This is a genomic window from Archangium sp. (assembly GCF_045802675.1).
Taxonomy (GTDB): Bacteria; Myxococcota; Myxococcia; order Myxococcales; family Myxococcaceae; genus Archangium.
Genome location: NZ_JBJMQO010000017.1, coordinates 87,392 through 104,384 on the forward strand (window position 1 = coordinate 87,392; position 16,993 = coordinate 104,384).

The following is a 16,993-nucleotide window of genomic DNA, read 5'->3' on the forward strand; positions in this document are numbered from 1 at the left end:
GGCTCATCCCCCCGCGGGGAGGCACACGCGGACCTCACCGCCCCCCTCGGGCGCGTTGCCCACCGAAACCGTCCCGCGATGCTCCTCCACGATACGTTGGACGATGGAGAGGCCCAGGCCCACTCCCCCCGGGCGGCGGGTATAGAAGGGCTCGAAGACTTGCCTCAGGTCCTCGGGCGGGAAGCCGGGACCCTCGTCCATCACCAGGCACTCGACGCGGGGGAGGCCCTCGTCGGTGAGCCGCCGCGCGGTGAGCCGCACGGTGGTGCCGCCCGGCGAGTGCTGAAGCGCATTGGCCAGCAGGTTCTGGAACACCTGCGCGAGCCGGCCCGGATCCATGGGCACGCGGGGCAGGCGCGGCTCCACCCGCACCTCCACGTGCACGCCCCGCTCGCGGGCGAGGGCGGAGGTGGCCTCCACCGCTTCCTGGAGTACGCCGGAGAGGGTGCAGGGATGGAGCTCGGTGCTTGGCGGGCGGCCGTACGTGAGCAGCCCGTGCATGAGCGCATTGAGGCGCGACACCTCGCGCCGGAGCATGGAGACATAGGGCGCGGTCTCCCGCCGACCGCCATGCTGCGCCTCGAATGCCTCCAGGGTGGCGGAGATGCCGAAGAGGGGGTTGCGCACCTCGTGGGCCACGCCGGCCACCAGCGCGCCCATCTTCGAGAGCGTCTCGTTGCGGCGCAGCGACTCGAGCGCCTCGCACAACCGGGCTTCGGTCTCCCGGCGCGCGGTGATGTCACGCGTCATACCGGTGAAGCCCAGCAGCCGCCCGTCCGCGTCCCTCGTCGCGGTGTAGTGCGTGAGCGAGTAGAAGCGCGAGCCGTCCTTGCGCACCCGCCAGCCCTCGGTCCGCGCCCTGCCCCGCGCCTCCGCCTCGTCCAGCACCCGCCGGGGCGCGCCCGCGGCGAGGTCCTCCTCGAGGTAGACGCGGGAGACGTGCACCCCGCGCACCTCCTCGGCGGAGTAGCCCGTGATGCGCTCGGCGCCCACGTTCCAGCTCGCGATGCGGCCCTCCGGCCCGAGCATGAAGAGGGCGAGGTCCTCCACGCTCTCGACCAGGAGGCGGAACCCTTCCTCGCCCATCAGGAGGGCGGGCATGGGAGCGGGATGGGCGGCCGGGACGAGAGGAACGGGATGGGGCATGGGCAAAGGGAACCGCCTTCCAGGGCCCCCGTATTGCTCCCGCTCGGGACGCCATGCCATGAAGGCGCCCCATGTCCTTCTTGCACCAGGCACTGATTTTCCTCGCCGCGGCGGTGGTCTCCGTCCCCCTCTTCAAGCGGCTGGGCCTGGGCTCGGTGCTCGGCTACCTGGCGGCCGGAATGGTCATCGGGCCGTGGGGCGCGGGCTTCATCTCCGACGTGGAGAGCATCCTCCACTTCGCGGAGCTGGGCGTGGTGCTGCTGCTCTTCCTCATCGGCCTGGAGTTGCAGCCCTCGCGCCTGTGGGAGCTGCGCCGCTCGGTGTTCGGCCTGGGTGGCCTGCAGGTGGTGGGCACGGGGGCGCTGCTCGCGGGCGTGGGGCTGGTGCTCGGGCTGCGGCTGCCCACCGCGCTCATCGCCGGACTGGGGCTGTCGCTGTCCTCCACCGCCTTCGCGCTCCAGCTGCTCGCGGAGAAGAACGAGCTGACGACGGAGCACGGCCGGGCCTCCTTCGGCATCCTCCTCTTCCAGGACCTGGCCGTCATCCCGCTGCTGGCGCTGCTGCCCTTCCTCGGCGAGCCCATCACCCAGTCCACTCAGCCCGGGTGGGTGTCGGCGCTCGAGGTGGTGGGCGTGCTCGCGGTCGTCATCGTGGGCGGCCGCTACGTGCTGCGTCCCCTCTTCCGCTTCGTGGCCTCGCTGCACAGCCAGGAGCTCTTCACCGCCACCGCGCTGCTGCTGGTGGTGGGCACGGCGATGCTGGTGAGCCGGGTGGGACTGTCCATGGCGCTGGGCGCCTTCCTCGCCGGCGTGCTGCTGGCGGACTCGGAGTACCGCCACGAGCTGGAGGCCGACATCGAGCCCTTCAAGGGCCTGCTGCTGGGCCTCTTCTTCATCGCGGTGGGCATGTCGGTGAACCTCGGCCTGCTCGCCACCAGCCCCGTGCGCGTGGTGGCCCTGGTGCTCGGGCTGGTGGCGCTCAAGGCGCTGGTGCTCTTCGCCCTGGGCAAGTGGGCCTTCAAGAGCAACGAGCCCGCCCTGAGCATGGCGGTGGTCATCTCCCAGGGCGGCGAGTTCGCCTTCGTGCTCTTCGGGCTCGCGGTGGGCTTCCGGGTGATGGAGCGCGAGCTGGCGGAGCTGCTCGTGGTGGTGGTGAGCCTCTCCATGGCCGTCACCCCGGTGCTCTTCATGGCCTACGAGAAGCTCGTGCGGCCGCGCTTCCACAAGAAGGAGCAGCGCGCCTTCGACGTGTCCCCCGAGCAAGACAACCCCGTCATCATCGCGGGCTTCGGCCGCGTGGGGCAGGTGGTGGGACGCATGCTGCGCGTCAAGCGCATCGGCTTCACCGCCCTGGACGCCAGCCCCGAGCACATCGACTTCCTCAAGAACTTCGGCAACACCAAAGTCCATTACGGCGACGCCTCGCGCCTGGACCTGCTCCGGGCCGCGCGCGCCGAGCACGCCAAGGTGTTCGTGCTGGCCATCGACGACGTGGAGGCCTCGATGCGCACGGCGGAGACGGTGCGCCAGCACTTCCCCCACCTCACCATCTTCGCGCGGGCGCGCAACCGCCAGCACGCCTACCGGCTGCTGGACCTGGGCATCACCCACGTCATGCGCGAGACGTACGCCGGCAGCCTGGAGATGACGAGCGACCTCCTCCAGGCGCTGGGGCTGACGTACTCGGAGAGCAAGACGGCGCTGGAGCGCTTCCGCCAGCACGACGAGGCGCTCCTGCAGTCCACGTACATGCACCACCGGGACGTGAAGAAGCTCGTCGAGCTGGCGACCAAGGCGCGCAAGGAGCTGGAGGAGCTCTTCGAGCAGGACGAGAAGAAATCCGCCTGAGCCCCGGTAGAATCGACGCATGGCATCCACGGCTCGCGCGGACTCCTCGTGGAAGGGGCCCGGCCTCTACCTCGCCCTCACCTTCGCCCTGGCCTGGCTCCCCGCCTTCCTGCTGCGCGACGTGCTGTCCGGGGCGGCACGCGGCTTCGCGCACCCGCTGCTCGCCGCGTCGCTGCTCTACACGGTGACCATGGGGTGGCAGCCGCTGGCGGCCACCTGGCTCGTGCGCCGCTGGGTGGACCGGCCCGGCGCGAAGGAGCACGGGCTGCACCCCGCGCGGCTCCCGTACAACCTCCTGGCCACCTTCGCGCCCCTGGTGCTCGCCGGGGCCGCGCTCCTCGTCGCCTGGGGCCTGCACGAGCTGCGGCGCTACACGGGCCCGCTCGAGCTGCCCTTCCCGCGCGCCGCCTACCCCCCCGTGCGCTCGCTGCCGGCCGCCCTCCTCATGTCGCTGGCGTTCGGCGTCTCCCTGCTGCTCATCTGGCTCCAGGCGCTCGCGGAGGAGATTGGCTGGCGCGGCTACTTCCTCACCCATCTCATGCGGCAGCTCGGCCCGTGGGAGGGCTTGCTGCTGCACGGGCTCTTCTGGGGCCTGTGGTACGCCCCGCCCCTGCTCTTCATGGCCGAGGCCTCGGGCCCGGCGCCCCTGCACGGCGTGGGCTTCGTCCTCACCTGCACGCTGCTCGGGGCCCTGCTGGGGTGGCTGCGGCTCGCCTCGCGCAGCGTCATCCCCACCACCATCGCCAACGCCATTCTCACGCTGGCCGCGGGCCTGCCCCTGCTGCTGCAGGGCGTGGAGGTGGGGCCGCGCGGCGCCGTCTACGGGCCCCCGGGCTGGCTGCCCATGGCACTGGTGCTCGCCGCGCTCGCCCTGGGCCGGTGCCGCCACGCGGTGAAGCTCCCCCAACACTCCGCCCCGTAACCCCGCACTCGGCGCTGGGCACGGGCGCGCTCCTTGGCGAGGCTGGGGCCCGTGGACACCCTGCCCGCTCCCGAGGAGCTCGAGCCCCTGCTCTCCGCCGCGCTCGCCCTGCCAGCCCTGAAGCCCCATGCCGTCCGCCTCGAGCGGCTGCGCCAGGACTACGCGCGAGGCCTGGAGCGCAAGGACGCGCCCCTCACCGTCGCCCTCGTGGGCGCCACCGGCGCGGGCAAGTCCACCCTGCTCAACGCGCTGGCCGGCCAGACGCTCGCGCGCGAGGGCGAGGACAGGCCCACCAGCACCGCCGCCACCGTCTTCGCCCCCGAGGGCGCCCGCCTGGAGGAGCTGGCCCGGGTGGACGCGCGGGTGGTGCGCTACACACCGGACCCGCGCGGCCTGTGGAGCGGCCAGGTGTTCATCGACACGCCGGACCTCAACAGCGTGGCCACGGTGCACCGCGAGGTGGCGCGTGCCGCCCTGGAGCGCGCGGACGTGGCGCTGGTGGTGATGCACCGGGGCAGCGTGGCCGAGGCCACCCAGGCCGAATTCCTCGCCGGCTTCGCCCGGCGCCGCGCGCTCGTGTTCCTCATCAACTTCGCGGACGAGCTGTCGGCCGACTCGCGCGAGGCCCTCAAGGCGCAGGCGCGCAAGCTGGCCGTGGAGCAGTACGGGCTGCCGGCGGAGTCCGTGCCCGTGTTCGCCATCAGCGGCCGGGCCGCGAAGGAGGGCAAGGACCCGTCGGGCGAGTTCGGCGCCTTCCTCTTCCACCTCAAGTCCCTGGCGACGCAGGCGGTGGCCGAGCGCGTGCGGCGCGGCAACGCCCAGGGCGCGCTGGAGGAAATCCGCTCGCGGGTGGAGGGCGCGCTGAAGGAGACGGAGGACACGCTGGCGCGCGCGAAGGCCGCGCTGGAGTCGGGCCTCACACGCGCCTCGGAGGGGCTCAAGGCGGACTTCGACCTGCGGCTGGCGCTGGCGCAGGGACACCTGGCCTCGGAGGTGCGCAGCCAGGCGGCGGGGCGCTTCTGGGGGCCGGCGGCGTGGGGCATGCGGCTCTCGTACGTGGGCGCGGGAGGCCTGGGCGCGGCGACGCTGCTCGCGCGGCGCAGCCTGCCGGTGGGGCTGGCGGTGGCGGCGACCTCCACGGTGCTCGACGCGGTGCGGGACAAGACGCGCGCCCGGGCCGCGGAGACGGCGGTGGTGGAGCCCTTCGAGGATGACCTCTCGGTGGAGGGGGCCGCGCGCGCCGCGCTGGCGGAGGCGCGGAGTCTAGCGCACGCGAGCGGGCTGTCCCCGGAGACGCTCGGGCTGCCCGGGGTGGAGACGTTGCTGGTGGAGCTGAAGTCCGCGCGCGCGAGCGCCTGGCGCTACACCGTGACAACGGGGGTGGCGGAGACGGTGGCCGGCTGGTGGCGCACGGCTCGCTGGCTGCTGCTGCCGCTCATCAACCTGCCGCTGCTCGCGTTGCTGGGGCATGTGGGCTACCGCGTGGTGCGCGCGTACGTCGAGGGCCCGCTGCTGGGCGTGGACTACTTCCTCAACGCGGGAGCACTCTTCGCGCTGCTGGCGGGAGCCGGGGCGCTGCTGGCCTCGGCGAGCCTGGCGGGGACGACGCGCGCCGTGCGACGCGCGGGCCTCGGACGCTTCAGCGCGCTGCTGGGCTCCCTCGGCGCCCGGCTGGGCGAGTCGGTGCAGGACAGTCTCCGGCCGGCACGCGAGGCCGCCCGCGCCCTGCTGCGCCAGTCTTGAGCAGGTTCCACGGGACGACATTTCTATCGTACCAGGGGACGGGTGCTGCCCAGGCGAGCAGGCACCAGCTTGGGGTTGTCAGACGCACCCCTACCTCTGGAGGCCACCGCCATGCGCCTTCTGCCTACCCTCGTCCCGTTCGTATGCCTCGTCGTGTCCGCCTGCGGCGGCCCGGAACCGGAGGAGGACGCACTGCTCGAGGCCCGTCAGCGGCTCCTCGGCACCTACGACGTCACGGGAAGCCTCATCACCATCACGAGTGGCGTCTCGAGCTCCCAACCGGCGAGCGAGACCCTCGTGCTCCAATCGGGCGACTCCTCGGAGGCCGTGTCCCTGGCGCTCTCGGCCCTCGGCTGCGAGTTGCGCGGGAAGATGCTCGGCGAGCACGCCTTCACCCTCCACGGCCGCTCCTGCGCGCTGCCCTCCGAGGACTCCTGCACCTCCACGCTGAGCATCACCGGTGGGAGCGGAGCGCTGAAGGGGGACAGCCTCGAGGTCTCCCTCGAGGCCCAACGCATCACGCGCTGCGGCGGACCGACGACCTCGCGGCCCATCACGCTGCGGCTGTCCGGCCCTCGGCGGTAATACGACTCGCTAGCGCGAGCCGCCCGCGCCATCGGAGGCACGGGCCTCGGGCGCGGGGTCCCGCTTCTGGGTGGCCTCGGAGGCCGTGCGCGAGACCTGGTCCAGCACGGCCTTGGCACCGGGAGGAATACCACCGGCGGCCTGCTCGCCCTCGCGCGACGGGACACCCGCGGGAGCGAGCGACTCGTTGCCACGGGGATCATTGGCGGCCATCACCGGCATGTCACCCGAGTTGCCGCACGAGGGCGCGGCGATGAGCGTGTCGCGCACCGGATCGCCATAGCCGGAGATGAGGGCGGGGACGGAGGGGTTGTTCCACCCGGAGCCCATGGTCTGGGCCACCTTGAAGTGCAGGTGGGGGCCGCAGGACCAGCCGGTGTTGCCCGAGTAGCCGATGAGCTGGCCCTTGCGCACCGTGTCACCGGGCTTCACCACCACGGCACTGAAGTGGAGGTACTGGGTCTCGACGCCGCCCGAGTGGGAGATGACGATGTAGTTGGCGTAGGGCGCCATCTTGGGGTCGCAGGCGCCCTGGGTGCTGTCACCGCGCGCCATGCGGATCACGCCGTCCTGAGCGGCGACGACGGGCGTGCCGATGGGCATGCGGAAATCCCACGCGTAGGTGTCGTTCTGCAGGTGGCTGCCCGTGTCGTGGCCCTGGCTGACCGGGAACACACGGCCGCAAGCGAAGGGGACGCCCATTTCGGGAGCCACGGTGTTGCGGGCGGAGGGGACTGCCGGAGCGGAAGCAAGCAGGAAGAGCGTGGGCAGGATCATGAGTGGGCCGCGCGAAAACGACAGAAGGCCCGTGCACTATTCCAAACTCTTTCCCGCTCCGCTCCTCGCCCGCTCAGGCTCGCCCGCTTGGAGCGGCAGGCGAGCAGGCGGCGAACGCCTTGCGTCAAAGCGCGGCTGAGGCAACGCACGCCCGCCTTGGGAACAAGCCAGCGGGCAGCGGTGTTGCGGCGCTGCCCGGGAGCCCCCGGGACAGGGGGAGAACACCACATGCGGCGAGAGACACGGTGGGCACGGTGGAGCGCCCTGGGCCTGGCGCTCTGGATGACGGCCTGCGGCACGACCACGGCCACGGCGCCCGGGAGCGCGAAGCCGGGCACGGCGGACACGGTGGCCTTCGTGGACGTGAACGTCGTCCCCATGGACTCCGAGCGCCTGCTGTCTCATCAAACCGTGGTGGTGCGCGACGGCCGCATCGTGGCGCTCGGCCCCGCGGACTCCACCCACGTGCCCTGGGGCGCGACGCGCATCGAGGGACAGGGCCGCTACCTCATGCCGGGGCTCGTCGACATGCACCTGCATCTGGTGCCCGGCACGGGCCAGCCCGAGGATCCCGCGGGCCAGGTGCTCGCGCTGCTGCTGGCCAATGGCGTCACCTCGGCACGGGCGCTCGGCGGCCCCAAGGACACGGCGCTCGTCGTGCGGGACCGCGTGGCACGCGGCGAGGTGCTCGGGCCCACGCTGTACGTGGCGGGCCCGTCGCTCCACGGCAAGTCGGTGCAGGGCCCCGAGCAGGTGCGCCAGCGGGTGCGCGAGTACAAGGCGAAGGGCTATGACCTGCTCAAGACGCACGGCTCGCTCGGCCGCGAGACGTACGACGCGATGGTCTCCGAGGCGCGCGCCCAGGGCCTCACGGTGAGCGGCCACGTGACGCCGGACGTGGGACTCTTCCACGCGCTGGAGTCGGGACAGCAGATTGAACACCTGGACGGCTACCTCAACGAGCTGCTGCCGGAGAACGACGCGGCGCGCGCGGAGGTGGGCCAGGTGGAGGTGGGTGCACCGCTGGACCGGATGGACGCGGCGCGCATCCCCGCGCTGGCGGAGGCCACGAAGAAGGCGGGCGTGTGGAGCTCGCCCACGCTGGCCCTCTTCGAAACGGTGACGAGCCCCGATGGCGTGGAGTCCCTGCGCGCGCGTCCGGAGCTGCGCTACGTGCCGCAGGCGGCGGTGGCGGCGTGGACGCAGATGGTGTCGAGCGACCCGGAGATGGCCGGGGTGCCGGTGGCGCGCAAGCTCCGCTTCGCCGAGCTGCGGCGTCAGCTGGCGCGCGGGCTGTACACGGCGGGGGCGAAGCTGCTGGTGGGCTCGGACTCGCCGCAGCTCTTCATGGTGGCGGGCTTCGCGGTGCACCGGGAGATGGAGGCGCTGGCGGCGGCGGGGATTCCGCCCTACGGCGTGCTGGAGGCGGCCACGCGCCACCCGGCCGAGTTCATGGGCGAGGCGAGCACCTGGGGCACGGTGGCCGAGGGCCAGCGCGCGGACCTGCTGCTGCTGGACGCCAACCCGCTCGAGGACGTGAAGCACACGCGGGAGGTGGCGGGGGTGATGGTGCGCGGGCACTGGCTGCCGCGTGGCGAGCTGGACGCGCTTCTCGAGCGCACCGCCGTGGTGGCGAACGCCCCCCCGCGGTGAAGAAGAACGTGGCCACCGCCTCGGCCCCCGCTCCATGATGGGGTGAACGGGAGGGCCAACGCATGGCGCGCATGGACAGCTACGTGGAGTACACGCTGGAGTTGCTGGAGCCGCTGGGCCTCGTGCAGGCGCGCGCCATGTTCGGCGGGTGGGGCCTGTACCACGGCGGGAGGATGATGGGCCTCATCATCGAGGACCAGCTCTATCTCAAGACGGACGAGCTCTCGCGCCCGGAGTTCAAGGCCGCCGGAGGCGAGCCCTTCATCTACGACTCGGGAAGGGGCAAGCCCGTCGCCATGTCGTACTGGACGCCTCCGGCGGACGCGAGCGACGACGCCCACGCACTGCTGCCCTGGGCGCGCCGCGCGGTGGACGCCTCGTTGCGAGTCGCGCAGAAGAAGCCCGCGAAGAAGCCCGCCGCCAAGAAGCCCACGGCGAAGAAGTCCGCTCCCGCCAAGGCGAAGGCCGCCCCGGAGAAGAAGCCGGCGGCGAGGAAGCCGGCGGCGAAGAAGCCCGCGGCGAAGAAGTCCGCTCCTGCGAAGAAGAAGACGGCCGGGCCCTCGCGTAAGGCCTGAGTGTCATCGAGCCGCACTTCGCCCGACGAGCCCGGCGCTCCCGGTGGCGGCAATGGCTATCCTGCCGCCTCTTCCTTCAACGGAGGCAGCACCGTGGCCGCAGACACCCTCTTCACGAAGATCGTCCGAGGCGAGATTCCCTGCCACAAGGTCTGGGAGGACGACCGGCACCTGGCGTTCCTCGACATCCGTCCACAGAAGCCGGGGCACACGCTCGTCATTCCCAAGGTGGCGGTGAACTACCTCTTCGACATGGAGCCCGAGGCCTACGGCGCCTTCATGCAGGCGGTGCGCACGGTGGCGCGGCTGCTCAAGGAGCGCACGGGGTGCCAGCGCGTGGTGGAAGTAGTGCTCGGCTACGAGGTGCCGCACGCGCACGTGCACCTCATCCCCACGAACTCCATGGCGGATTTCCCAGCCCTCGCCGGCACACCGGCCGACCAGGGCGAGCTCGCGAAGCTGGCCGCTCGCCTCCGGGGCGGGGCCTGAAGCCTGTCCGGAAATGGGATGAAGCGTCCCAGGTTCGCAACGTGAAGCGGGGGTGATGGCCGCTGACGCGTTGGGACGAGCGGACAGCACCAACGCGTGGCAGGCTACGGGCCCTCACCTCACCCCGACATACGAGGGACTCCGTGCAACAACGCCTGAAGCCGGCGATCGCCGCGCTGTCGCTGATGCTGCCGCTCACGTCTCTGGCCGCGCCCAAGGGCGCCGTGCCGCCCGCGCCCGTCGCGGCGAAGAAGGCCGTGGTGGACACCTACCACGCCACGAAGGTCGACGACCCGTACCAGTGGCTCGAGAAGAGCGATGACCCCGAGGTCCGCAAGTGGGTGGACGGGCAGATGGCGCACATGCGCGCGGTGCTCGACAAGCTGCCCTCGCGCGACGCCATCCGCGCGCGTCTCACCACGCTGATGACGCACAAGTCGCCGGGCTACTTCGGCATGGTGCAGAAGGGCGGCGTCTTCTTCGCCATGAAGATCCAGCCGCCCCGGCCGCAGCCCATGCTGGTGGTGCTCTCCTCGCTGGAGGACCCTTCCACGGCCCGCGTGCTGGTGGACCCGGTGGAGGTGGACCCGAGCGGCAAGACGACCATCGACTTCGTCAAGCCCTCGCCGGACGGCAAGAAGGTGGCGGTGTCGCTGTCGAAGAACGGCACCGAGAGCGGTGACGTCACCGTCTACGACGTGGCCACCGGCAAGCCGCTGCCCGGCGAGGCGGTGGTGCCGCGGGTGAATGGCGGCACGGCGGGCGGAGACCTGACGTGGAACGGGGATGGCTCGGGCTACTTCTACACGCGCTACCCGCGCGGCGAGGAGCGCCCCGCCGAGGACCGCGACTTCTACCAGCAGGTGTACTTCCACAAGCTCGGCACGCCGACGGAGCAGGACACGTACGAGCTGGGCAAGGACGCACCGCGCATCGCCAACTTCCACCTGCGCACGTCCGAGGACGGCGCGTACGTGCTGGCCATCCTGGGCAACGGCGACGGCGGCGAGTACGCGCTCTACCTGCGCGGGCCCCAGGGCACCTGGACGCAGGTGTCGAAGTTCGAGGACAAGCTCACCGACGACGCTGTTTTCGGGCAGGACGGCGGCCTCTACGCGCTCTCGCTCAAGGACGCGCCGCGCGGCAAGGTGGTGCGGCTTTCCCTCGCCACGCCGATGCTCGAGCAGGCGAAGGTCATCATCCCCGAGGGCAAGGCCGCCATCGCCGGCTTCCGCCCCATGGCCACGCGCCTGTACGTGGTGGAGCAGCTCGGCGGCCCCGCGCAGCTGCGCATGGTGGGCCTGGACGGCAAGGACCTGGGCCTCGTCCCCACCCCGCCCGTCTCCTCCGTGGGAGGCCTCGTCTCGCTCGGCGGTGACGACCTCCTCGTCTCCACCAGCAGCTACACCCAGCCCTACACCGTGCAGCGCTACTCGGCGAAGGACGGCACGTTCACCCAGACGTCGCTCGGCCGCACCTCGCCCGTGGACACCAGCAACGTGGTGGTGGACCGCGTCATGTGCACGTCCAAGGACGGCACCCAGGTGCCGCTCAACATCCTCCACGCGCGCGGCGCGAAGCAGAACGGCAACAACCCCACCCTGCTCACCGGCTACGGCGGCTTCAACATCTCGCTCAGCCCGGGCCTCAACCCGCTCAACTTCGCCTTCATCGAGCAGGGCGGCGTGGTGGCCATCGCCAACCTGCGCGGCGGCGCCGAGTTCGGCGAGGAGTGGCACGCCAACGGCTCGCTGACGAAGAAGCAGAACGTCTTCGACGACTTCTACGCCTGCGCGAAGCTGCTGGTGGACTCGAAGTGGACGAAGCCCGAGCGCCTGGCCATCGAGGGCGGCAGCAACGGCGGCCTGCTCATGGGCGCGGCGCTCACCCAGCACCCGGAGATGTACCGCACCGTGCTCGCGCACGTGGGCATCTACGACATGCTGCGCGTGGAGCTCACGCCCAACGGCCAGTTCAACACCACCGAGTACGGCACGGTGAAGAACCCCGAGCAGTTCCAGGCCATGTTCGCGTACTCGCCCTACCACCACGTGAAGAACGGGACGAAGTACCCCTCCGTCCTCTTCACCTCGGGCGAGAACGACCCCCGCGTGGACCCGTTCCACTCGCGCAAGATGGTGGCCCGGCTCCAGGAGGCCACGGGCTCCAAGCGCCCGGTGCTGCTGCGCACCAACAACATGGGCCACGGCATCGGCACGCCGCTCAACGAGCGCATCGAAGAGGAGGTGGACGTGTACTCCTTCCTCTTCAATGAGTTGGGCATCAAGTACCAGCCGGTGAACGGCAAGGTCGCCGCCCCCGCGCCGAAGTAACACCCGGTGTCAACGTCCCCCTCTTCCGTTTTCACGGGGAGAGGGGGGCAGTTTCCCCGGGGTGGGGGGACGCAACTTCTGGCGGCCATGTGCGAAAATTTCCACATGCGCACCAAGAACGTCACCGGCCCCACCCTCCGCCCGGCCTCCACCTCCTCCCCTTCCGAGACCGCGGCGAGCAAGGCGCTCCCGCCCGAGCGGAAGAACGAGGTGGTGCCCCAGCGTTCCAAGGACGGCTTCGAGCCCGCCTCCACCCGGGCCCGCCCGGCGGCGTCGCAGCTGACCGGCGCCACCCAGGCCCAGGCCTCCAGCATCCGGCCGGCGACGGGCACCACGACGGGTCCCCTCAACCCCAAGGACATCAAGCCCGCGGACTGGACGTGCTTCGTCCACCTCAACGCCGACAACAACCTCGAGGAGTTCGGCAAGGACGACCTCAACGAGATGGAGGGCGTCGGCTCGCTCGAGGGGAAGATGAACGTCATCGCCCTCGTCGACGGCGGGACCATGAAGGAGGCCGACGGCTGGAAGCAGGCGCCCCGGCTCATGTACGTGACGAAGGACCCGAGCAACTCCAGCAAGATCGTCTCGCGGGAGATCGCCATCGATCCCAAGTCGGACCTGGGCAAGCTGATCGCCGCGGGCAAGGGGGAGATCGACTCGGGCAGCCCCCAGGTGCTGCGCGCCGCCATGGACTACGTGCAGCGCAACGTCGAGTCCAAGCACTTCATGGTGGACCTGTGGGACCACGGCAACGGCTGGAAGGGCGTCTCGTACGACGACCACCCGAGCTCCAGCCTGGACATGAATGACCTGAAGCAGGCGCTCGCGGGCCTGCCGAAGAAGGTGGACCTCATCTCCGCCGACGCGTGCCTGATGGCCACCGTCGAGGTCGCCGACACCGCCAAGGCCATTGGCGCGGACTTCCTGGTGGGCAGCGAGGAGGTCGAGCCCGGCACCGGCTGGAACTACACGGACCTGCTCAGCCGCGCGAGCAAGCTCTTCGAGGGCACCAAGAGCGTCAGCGCCGAGCAGATGGCCAAGGCCATCCAGGACTCCTACGCCGCCGGCCCCTCGGACAACGTCACCATGTCCGTCACCAACCTGTCCAAGCTGGACGGGCTCAACGTCAAGCTGAACGCCTTCAGCGACGCGCTCCTGAAGGCCGGTGGGCTGCAGGACAAGACGCTGCGCGCCGCGTACGAGAGCACCCTGCGTTTCGAGGACGCCGACCAGATGGACCTCGGCGACTTCGCCAAGCGCGTCTCCAATGGCACCAAGGACGCCAGCCTGAAGGCGGCGGCGGATCAGCTCCTGGCGGCGCTCGCCCAGACCACCGTGGAGAAGGGCGCCAAGGGCAGTGGCGGCGGCCGGTATACCTCGGCCACCGGCCTCACCATCTACGGGCCTCGCGGCGCCGTGGACGGCGAGTACAAGAAGGCCGGCCTGTCCTGGCTCGGCAGCCGCTGGAACGACCTCATCGCCACCTACAACAAGGCCCGCGTCTCGTAGAAACGCGGGCCAGCGGGTCCGGCTCGGAAGGGGGCTCGGGGGTTCAACCCCGGGCCCTTTCTATTTCAGCTCAGGCGGCGCGCTCGCCGCTCTTCTCGGCCTCGGTGTAGAGCAGTTCCACCGCCTCGCCGAACTTCTTGAGCACGCTGCGGCGCTTGAGCTTCATCGACGCCGTCAGCATGTCGTTGGCCACCGAGAAGTCCTCGCTGATCAGCAGGAAGCGCTGCGGCTTCTCGTAGCCCTTCACGTCCTTCGTGTACTCGGTGATCTGCTCCCGGTAGAGCTGCTGCACCTCGGCGCGCTTGAGCAGCTCGGGGATGGACGTCGTGTCCAGGCCCTTCTCCTGGGCCCACTTCTTCAGCGAGTCCATGTCCGGCACGATGATGGCCACGTTGAAGGGCTTGTTCTGCCCGTGCACCATCGCGTTGGTGATGAAGGGCGAGAGCTGCAGCGACTGCTCGATGGGCACCGGCACCACGTACTTGCCGTTCTCCAGCTTGTACTGCTCCTTGATGCGGCCGGTAATCCACACGTACCCGTCGTCATCCACGAAGCCCATGTCGCCCGTCTTGTAGCCCCCGTCGGCCGTGAAGGCCTTCGAGTTCTCGTCGGACAGGTTGTAGTAGCCCATCATCACGTTGTGGCCGTGGACCACGATTTCACCCTGCTTGGGGTCGCCGGTCTCGCTGCGGTCGATCTCCACGCGCGTGCCGGGGATGGGCTTGCCCACCGAGCCGATCTTCCGGTTGCCCGCGTAGTTGGCCGTGGCGATGGGCGAGGTCTCGGTGAGGCCGTAGCCCTCGTAGACGGTGATGCCGATGTTGTCGATGAACTCCGCCACCTCGCGCGAGATGGCCGCGCCACCGCTGAAGGCGTACTTCAAGCGGCCGCCGAAGCGCGCGCGCACCTTGGCGAAGGCCAGCTTGTCCAGGACGGAGTACTGCACGTCCAGCAGCAGGTTGCCCGGCTTCTTCTTCTCCTCGAGCTCCCGGCGCTGCCTGGCCACTTCCAGGCCGCGCATGAAGAGCATGCGCTTGATGGGCTTCTCCGCGGCCAGGCGCTTCTGCAGGCCGTCATAGAGGCGGTTGAAGATGCGCGGCACCGAGAAGAGCAGCGTGGGCTTCACCTCGCCCAGGTTGTCGATGATCTTCTCCACGCTCTCGGCGATGCCCATGGAGGCGCCCATGGAGAACAGGCCGTGCAGCTCCACCGTCTGGCCGAAGACGTGCGCCCAGGGCAGGAACGCCAGCGAGCAGTCGTCGGCGGCCATGGGGAAGATCTCGTGCATGGAGGCCACGTTGCGCGCCATGTTCGAGTGGCTGAGCATCACGCCCTTGGGGTTGCCCGTGGTGCCCGAGGTGTAGATGAGGCTGCAGAGGTCCGAGCCCTTGGGGGAGATGACGGGCACGGGCGTCTCGGCGCCGCGGCGCAGCAGACAGGCGAAGCTGTCCGTCTCGTGCTCGGTGCCGGTGTAGCGGATGACGTGCTCGAGCTTGGGCAGCTCCGCCTGAAGGCCCTTCACCTTGGCGGCGATGGCGTCGGTGGCGGCGAACACCACCTTGGCGCCGCAGTCGTTCAGGATGTACTTCCACTCCTTCTCCTGCTGCTGCTCGTACATGGGGACGTAGGAGGCGCCCAGTGTGTAGCAGGCGTAGGCGCCCACGGCCCACTCGTGCCGGTTGTTGGAGATGACCGCCACGCGGTCCCCCGGCGTCACGCCGAGCTGCGCCAGACCACCGCGCAGGTCATCCACCAGCTGCCCGAAGCGGGCATATGTCATCCACGTCCACTGGCCGTTCTTCTTCTCGCCGAACAGCGGCCGGGGGCCGAAGTGGGCGCTGCTCTGCAGGAAGACATCGACCAGCGTCTCGAACTTGGGGCTCGCCATGTACTCGGGCTCCTTGGGGTCTGGGATATGGGCGGTGTCTGGAGTCCCCCCGTCCCACAGGACTCGGGAGGCTACTTCATTTGGTGGCCCTACTGGATGGGTCTGGAAGCACTTTCACCCGCACCCTGGGTGGAAAAACCCGCTAGAGCAGGTTGAAGCGCCGCCAGGCCCCGCCCCGGAAGCGCAGGTAGAGCAGGAGGGCCAGCAGGCCGATGTAGGCCGTCAGCCAGAGCATGGCCGCCACCTCGCCCGCCCCGTACACGCGGACGCTCACCCAGGCGCCGGGCACGAAGACGAGCCAGGCGATGCCCAGGCGCGCCCAGAGGGTGAAGGCGGTGTCCCCGGCGGCCCGGAGCGCCTCGGTGAAGGTGGTGGCCAGGGCGTCGAAGAGCTGCCACGCCACCGACAGCATGAGCATGCGCGCGCCAAGGGCGAGCAGCTCGTCCTGGGGGGACTCGCCGCGGGTGAAGATGGAGAACGTCCACCGGGGCGCCAGCAGGAAGAGGAGCCCCACCGCCCCCTGCCAGCAGCCCGCGAGGGCGAAGGTGAGCCACACGGTGCGCGGCACCTCGTCCCGGGCGCTCGCGCCGATGGCCTGGCCCACCACGATGGCGCCCGCGCTCGCGATGGCGAACGCCGGCATGAAGGCCATGGAGTTGAGCTGCATGACGGCCATGAGCGCCGCCAGCACCGTGGTGCCCAGCCCCGCCACCACCACGTTGACGAAGAAGGTGTACGCCAGGAACTCGAGGAACCAGTTGACGCCCGAGGGCAGGCCGAAGCGCAGCATCTTCACGAACTCGCGCCCGTGCAGCCGGGGCCACCGGGCCTCGCCGCCCTGGGCGAGGAACACCGCGAGCAGCAGCAGGAAGCCGATGCCCGTGGCGCCGACGTTCGCCCACGCCGCGCCCACCACGCCGAGCGCGGGCAGTCCGAAGTGGCCGTTGATGAGCGCCCAGTTGCCCGGGACGTTGAGCACCATGGCGATGACGCTGGCCACCATGGGCAGCCGGGTGTTGCCCAGGCCGGCGTAGTAGCTGGCGAGCGCCTCGAAGCCCACGACGAGCCCCAGCGACAGCAGGCGCACCTGGAGGTAGCCGCCCACGCCCTCGCGCACCTCGGGGGCGTACTGGAGCAGGGAGAGCCCCGCGGGCAGCAGCGGCAACAGGGCCACGCAGAGCACCTGGGAGAGGAGCGCGAGCAGCAGCCCGTAGAAGCCATAGCGCCGCGCGCCGGCCAGGTCCTTCGCGCCGAAGGACTGCGAGGCGAAGCTGGAGACGATGAACACCGTGCCCATGGGCAGCATGAACACGAGGGTGGAGTTGAGCGCGCCCGTGGTGGCCGCGGCCAGGGCGGACTCGCCGAGGTGGGCCACCATGATGGCGTCCGCGAGCCCCACCACCACCTGCGTGGAGCGCGAGATGACGATGGGCCACGCCAGCCGCACCAGCGAGGGAATCGTCACGGCCACGCGTTCGCCCGGAGCGCTTTGCATGGCCCGCCTCCTAGCACGCCCCCGCGCT

General features: G+C 70.5%; 13 protein-coding genes. 9 read left to right on the plus strand and 4 right to left on the minus strand.

Annotated elements, in window-relative coordinates:
• Positions 1–3 precede the first annotated feature (3 nt).
• Positions 4–1,101 (minus strand): two-component system sensor histidine kinase NtrB, encoded by a 1,098-nt coding sequence (locus ACJ8AN_RS03855; protein WP_407753842.1) that lies wholly within the window; start codon positions 1,099–1,101, stop codon positions 4–6.
• Positions 1,102–1,217: 116 nt separating this feature from the next.
• On the opposite strand from ACJ8AN_RS03855, the gene kefC reads away from it, so the two are divergent.
• From kefC to ACJ8AN_RS03875, 4 genes are all read left to right on the plus strand, one after another.
• Complete coding sequence (gene kefC / locus ACJ8AN_RS03860) at positions 1,218–2,993, plus strand: glutathione-regulated potassium-efflux system protein KefC (protein ID WP_407753843.1); 1,776 nt, start codon at positions 1,218–1,220, stop codon at positions 2,991–2,993.
• A 19-nt stretch (positions 2,994–3,012) separates the two neighbouring features.
• Positions 3,013–3,915 carry a CPBP family intramembrane glutamic endopeptidase gene (locus ACJ8AN_RS03865; protein ID WP_407753844.1) on the plus strand — a complete coding sequence of 301 codons (903 nt, stop codon included), beginning with the start codon at positions 3,013–3,015 and terminating at the stop codon, positions 3,913–3,915.
• A gap of 51 nt (positions 3,916–3,966) precedes the next feature.
• Positions 3,967–5,658: a GTPase gene (locus ACJ8AN_RS03870; protein ID WP_407753845.1), complete on the plus strand. Its 1,692-nt coding sequence runs from the start codon at positions 3,967–3,969 to the stop codon at positions 5,656–5,658.
• Positions 5,659–5,769: 111 nt separating this feature from the next.
• Positions 5,770–6,243 (plus strand): hypothetical protein, encoded by a 474-nt coding sequence (locus ACJ8AN_RS03875; protein WP_407753846.1) that lies wholly within the window; start codon positions 5,770–5,772, stop codon positions 6,241–6,243.
• A 9-nt stretch (positions 6,244–6,252) separates the two neighbouring features.
• Here ACJ8AN_RS03875 and ACJ8AN_RS03880 read toward each other — a convergent pair whose 3' ends face one another.
• Positions 6,253–7,020: a M23 family metallopeptidase gene (locus tag ACJ8AN_RS03880; RefSeq protein ID WP_407753847.1), complete on the minus strand. Its 768-nt coding sequence runs from the start codon at positions 7,018–7,020 to the stop codon at positions 6,253–6,255.
• Positions 7,021–7,248: 228 nt separating this feature from the next.
• Between ACJ8AN_RS03880 and ACJ8AN_RS03885 the strand changes: the two genes are divergently transcribed.
• The 5 genes from ACJ8AN_RS03885 (at position 7,249) to ACJ8AN_RS03905 (ending at position 13,582) form a co-directional block, all read left to right on the plus strand.
• Positions 7,249–8,673 carry an amidohydrolase family protein gene (locus ACJ8AN_RS03885; protein WP_407753848.1) on the plus strand — a complete coding sequence of 475 codons (1,425 nt, stop codon included), beginning with the start codon at positions 7,249–7,251 and terminating at the stop codon, positions 8,671–8,673.
• Positions 8,674–8,735: 62 nt separating this feature from the next.
• Positions 8,736–9,248 carry a TfoX/Sxy family protein gene (locus ACJ8AN_RS03890; protein WP_407753849.1) on the plus strand — a complete coding sequence of 171 codons (513 nt, stop codon included), beginning with the start codon at positions 8,736–8,738 and terminating at the stop codon, positions 9,246–9,248.
• A gap of 93 nt (positions 9,249–9,341) precedes the next feature.
• On the plus strand, positions 9,342–9,737 hold the full coding sequence (locus ACJ8AN_RS03895) for an HIT family protein (protein ID WP_407753850.1): 396 nt from the start codon (positions 9,342–9,344) through the stop codon (positions 9,735–9,737).
• A gap of 185 nt (positions 9,738–9,922) precedes the next feature.
• Positions 9,923–12,070 carry a prolyl oligopeptidase family serine peptidase gene (locus tag ACJ8AN_RS03900; RefSeq protein ID WP_407753906.1) on the plus strand — a complete coding sequence of 716 codons (2,148 nt, stop codon included), beginning with the start codon at positions 9,923–9,925 and terminating at the stop codon, positions 12,068–12,070.
• Between the two features lie 105 nt (positions 12,071–12,175).
• Positions 12,176–13,582: a clostripain-related cysteine peptidase gene (locus tag ACJ8AN_RS03905; protein ID WP_407753851.1), complete on the plus strand. Its 1,407-nt coding sequence runs from the start codon at positions 12,176–12,178 to the stop codon at positions 13,580–13,582.
• Positions 13,583–13,652: 70 nt separating this feature from the next.
• Here the strand turns inward: ACJ8AN_RS03905 and ACJ8AN_RS03910 are convergent, their stop codons facing one another.
• The gene (locus ACJ8AN_RS03910; RefSeq protein ID WP_407753852.1) at positions 13,653–15,470 is read right to left on the minus strand and encodes an AMP-dependent synthetase/ligase; all 1,818 of its coding nucleotides are present in this window, start codon (positions 15,468–15,470) and stop codon (positions 13,653–13,655) included.
• Positions 15,471–15,612: 142 nt separating this feature from the next.
• Entirely contained in the window at positions 15,613–16,965 is a 1,353-nt protein-coding gene (locus tag ACJ8AN_RS03915; RefSeq protein ID WP_407753853.1) for an MATE family efflux transporter, read from the minus strand.
• Positions 16,966–16,993: the final 28 nt, after the last annotated feature.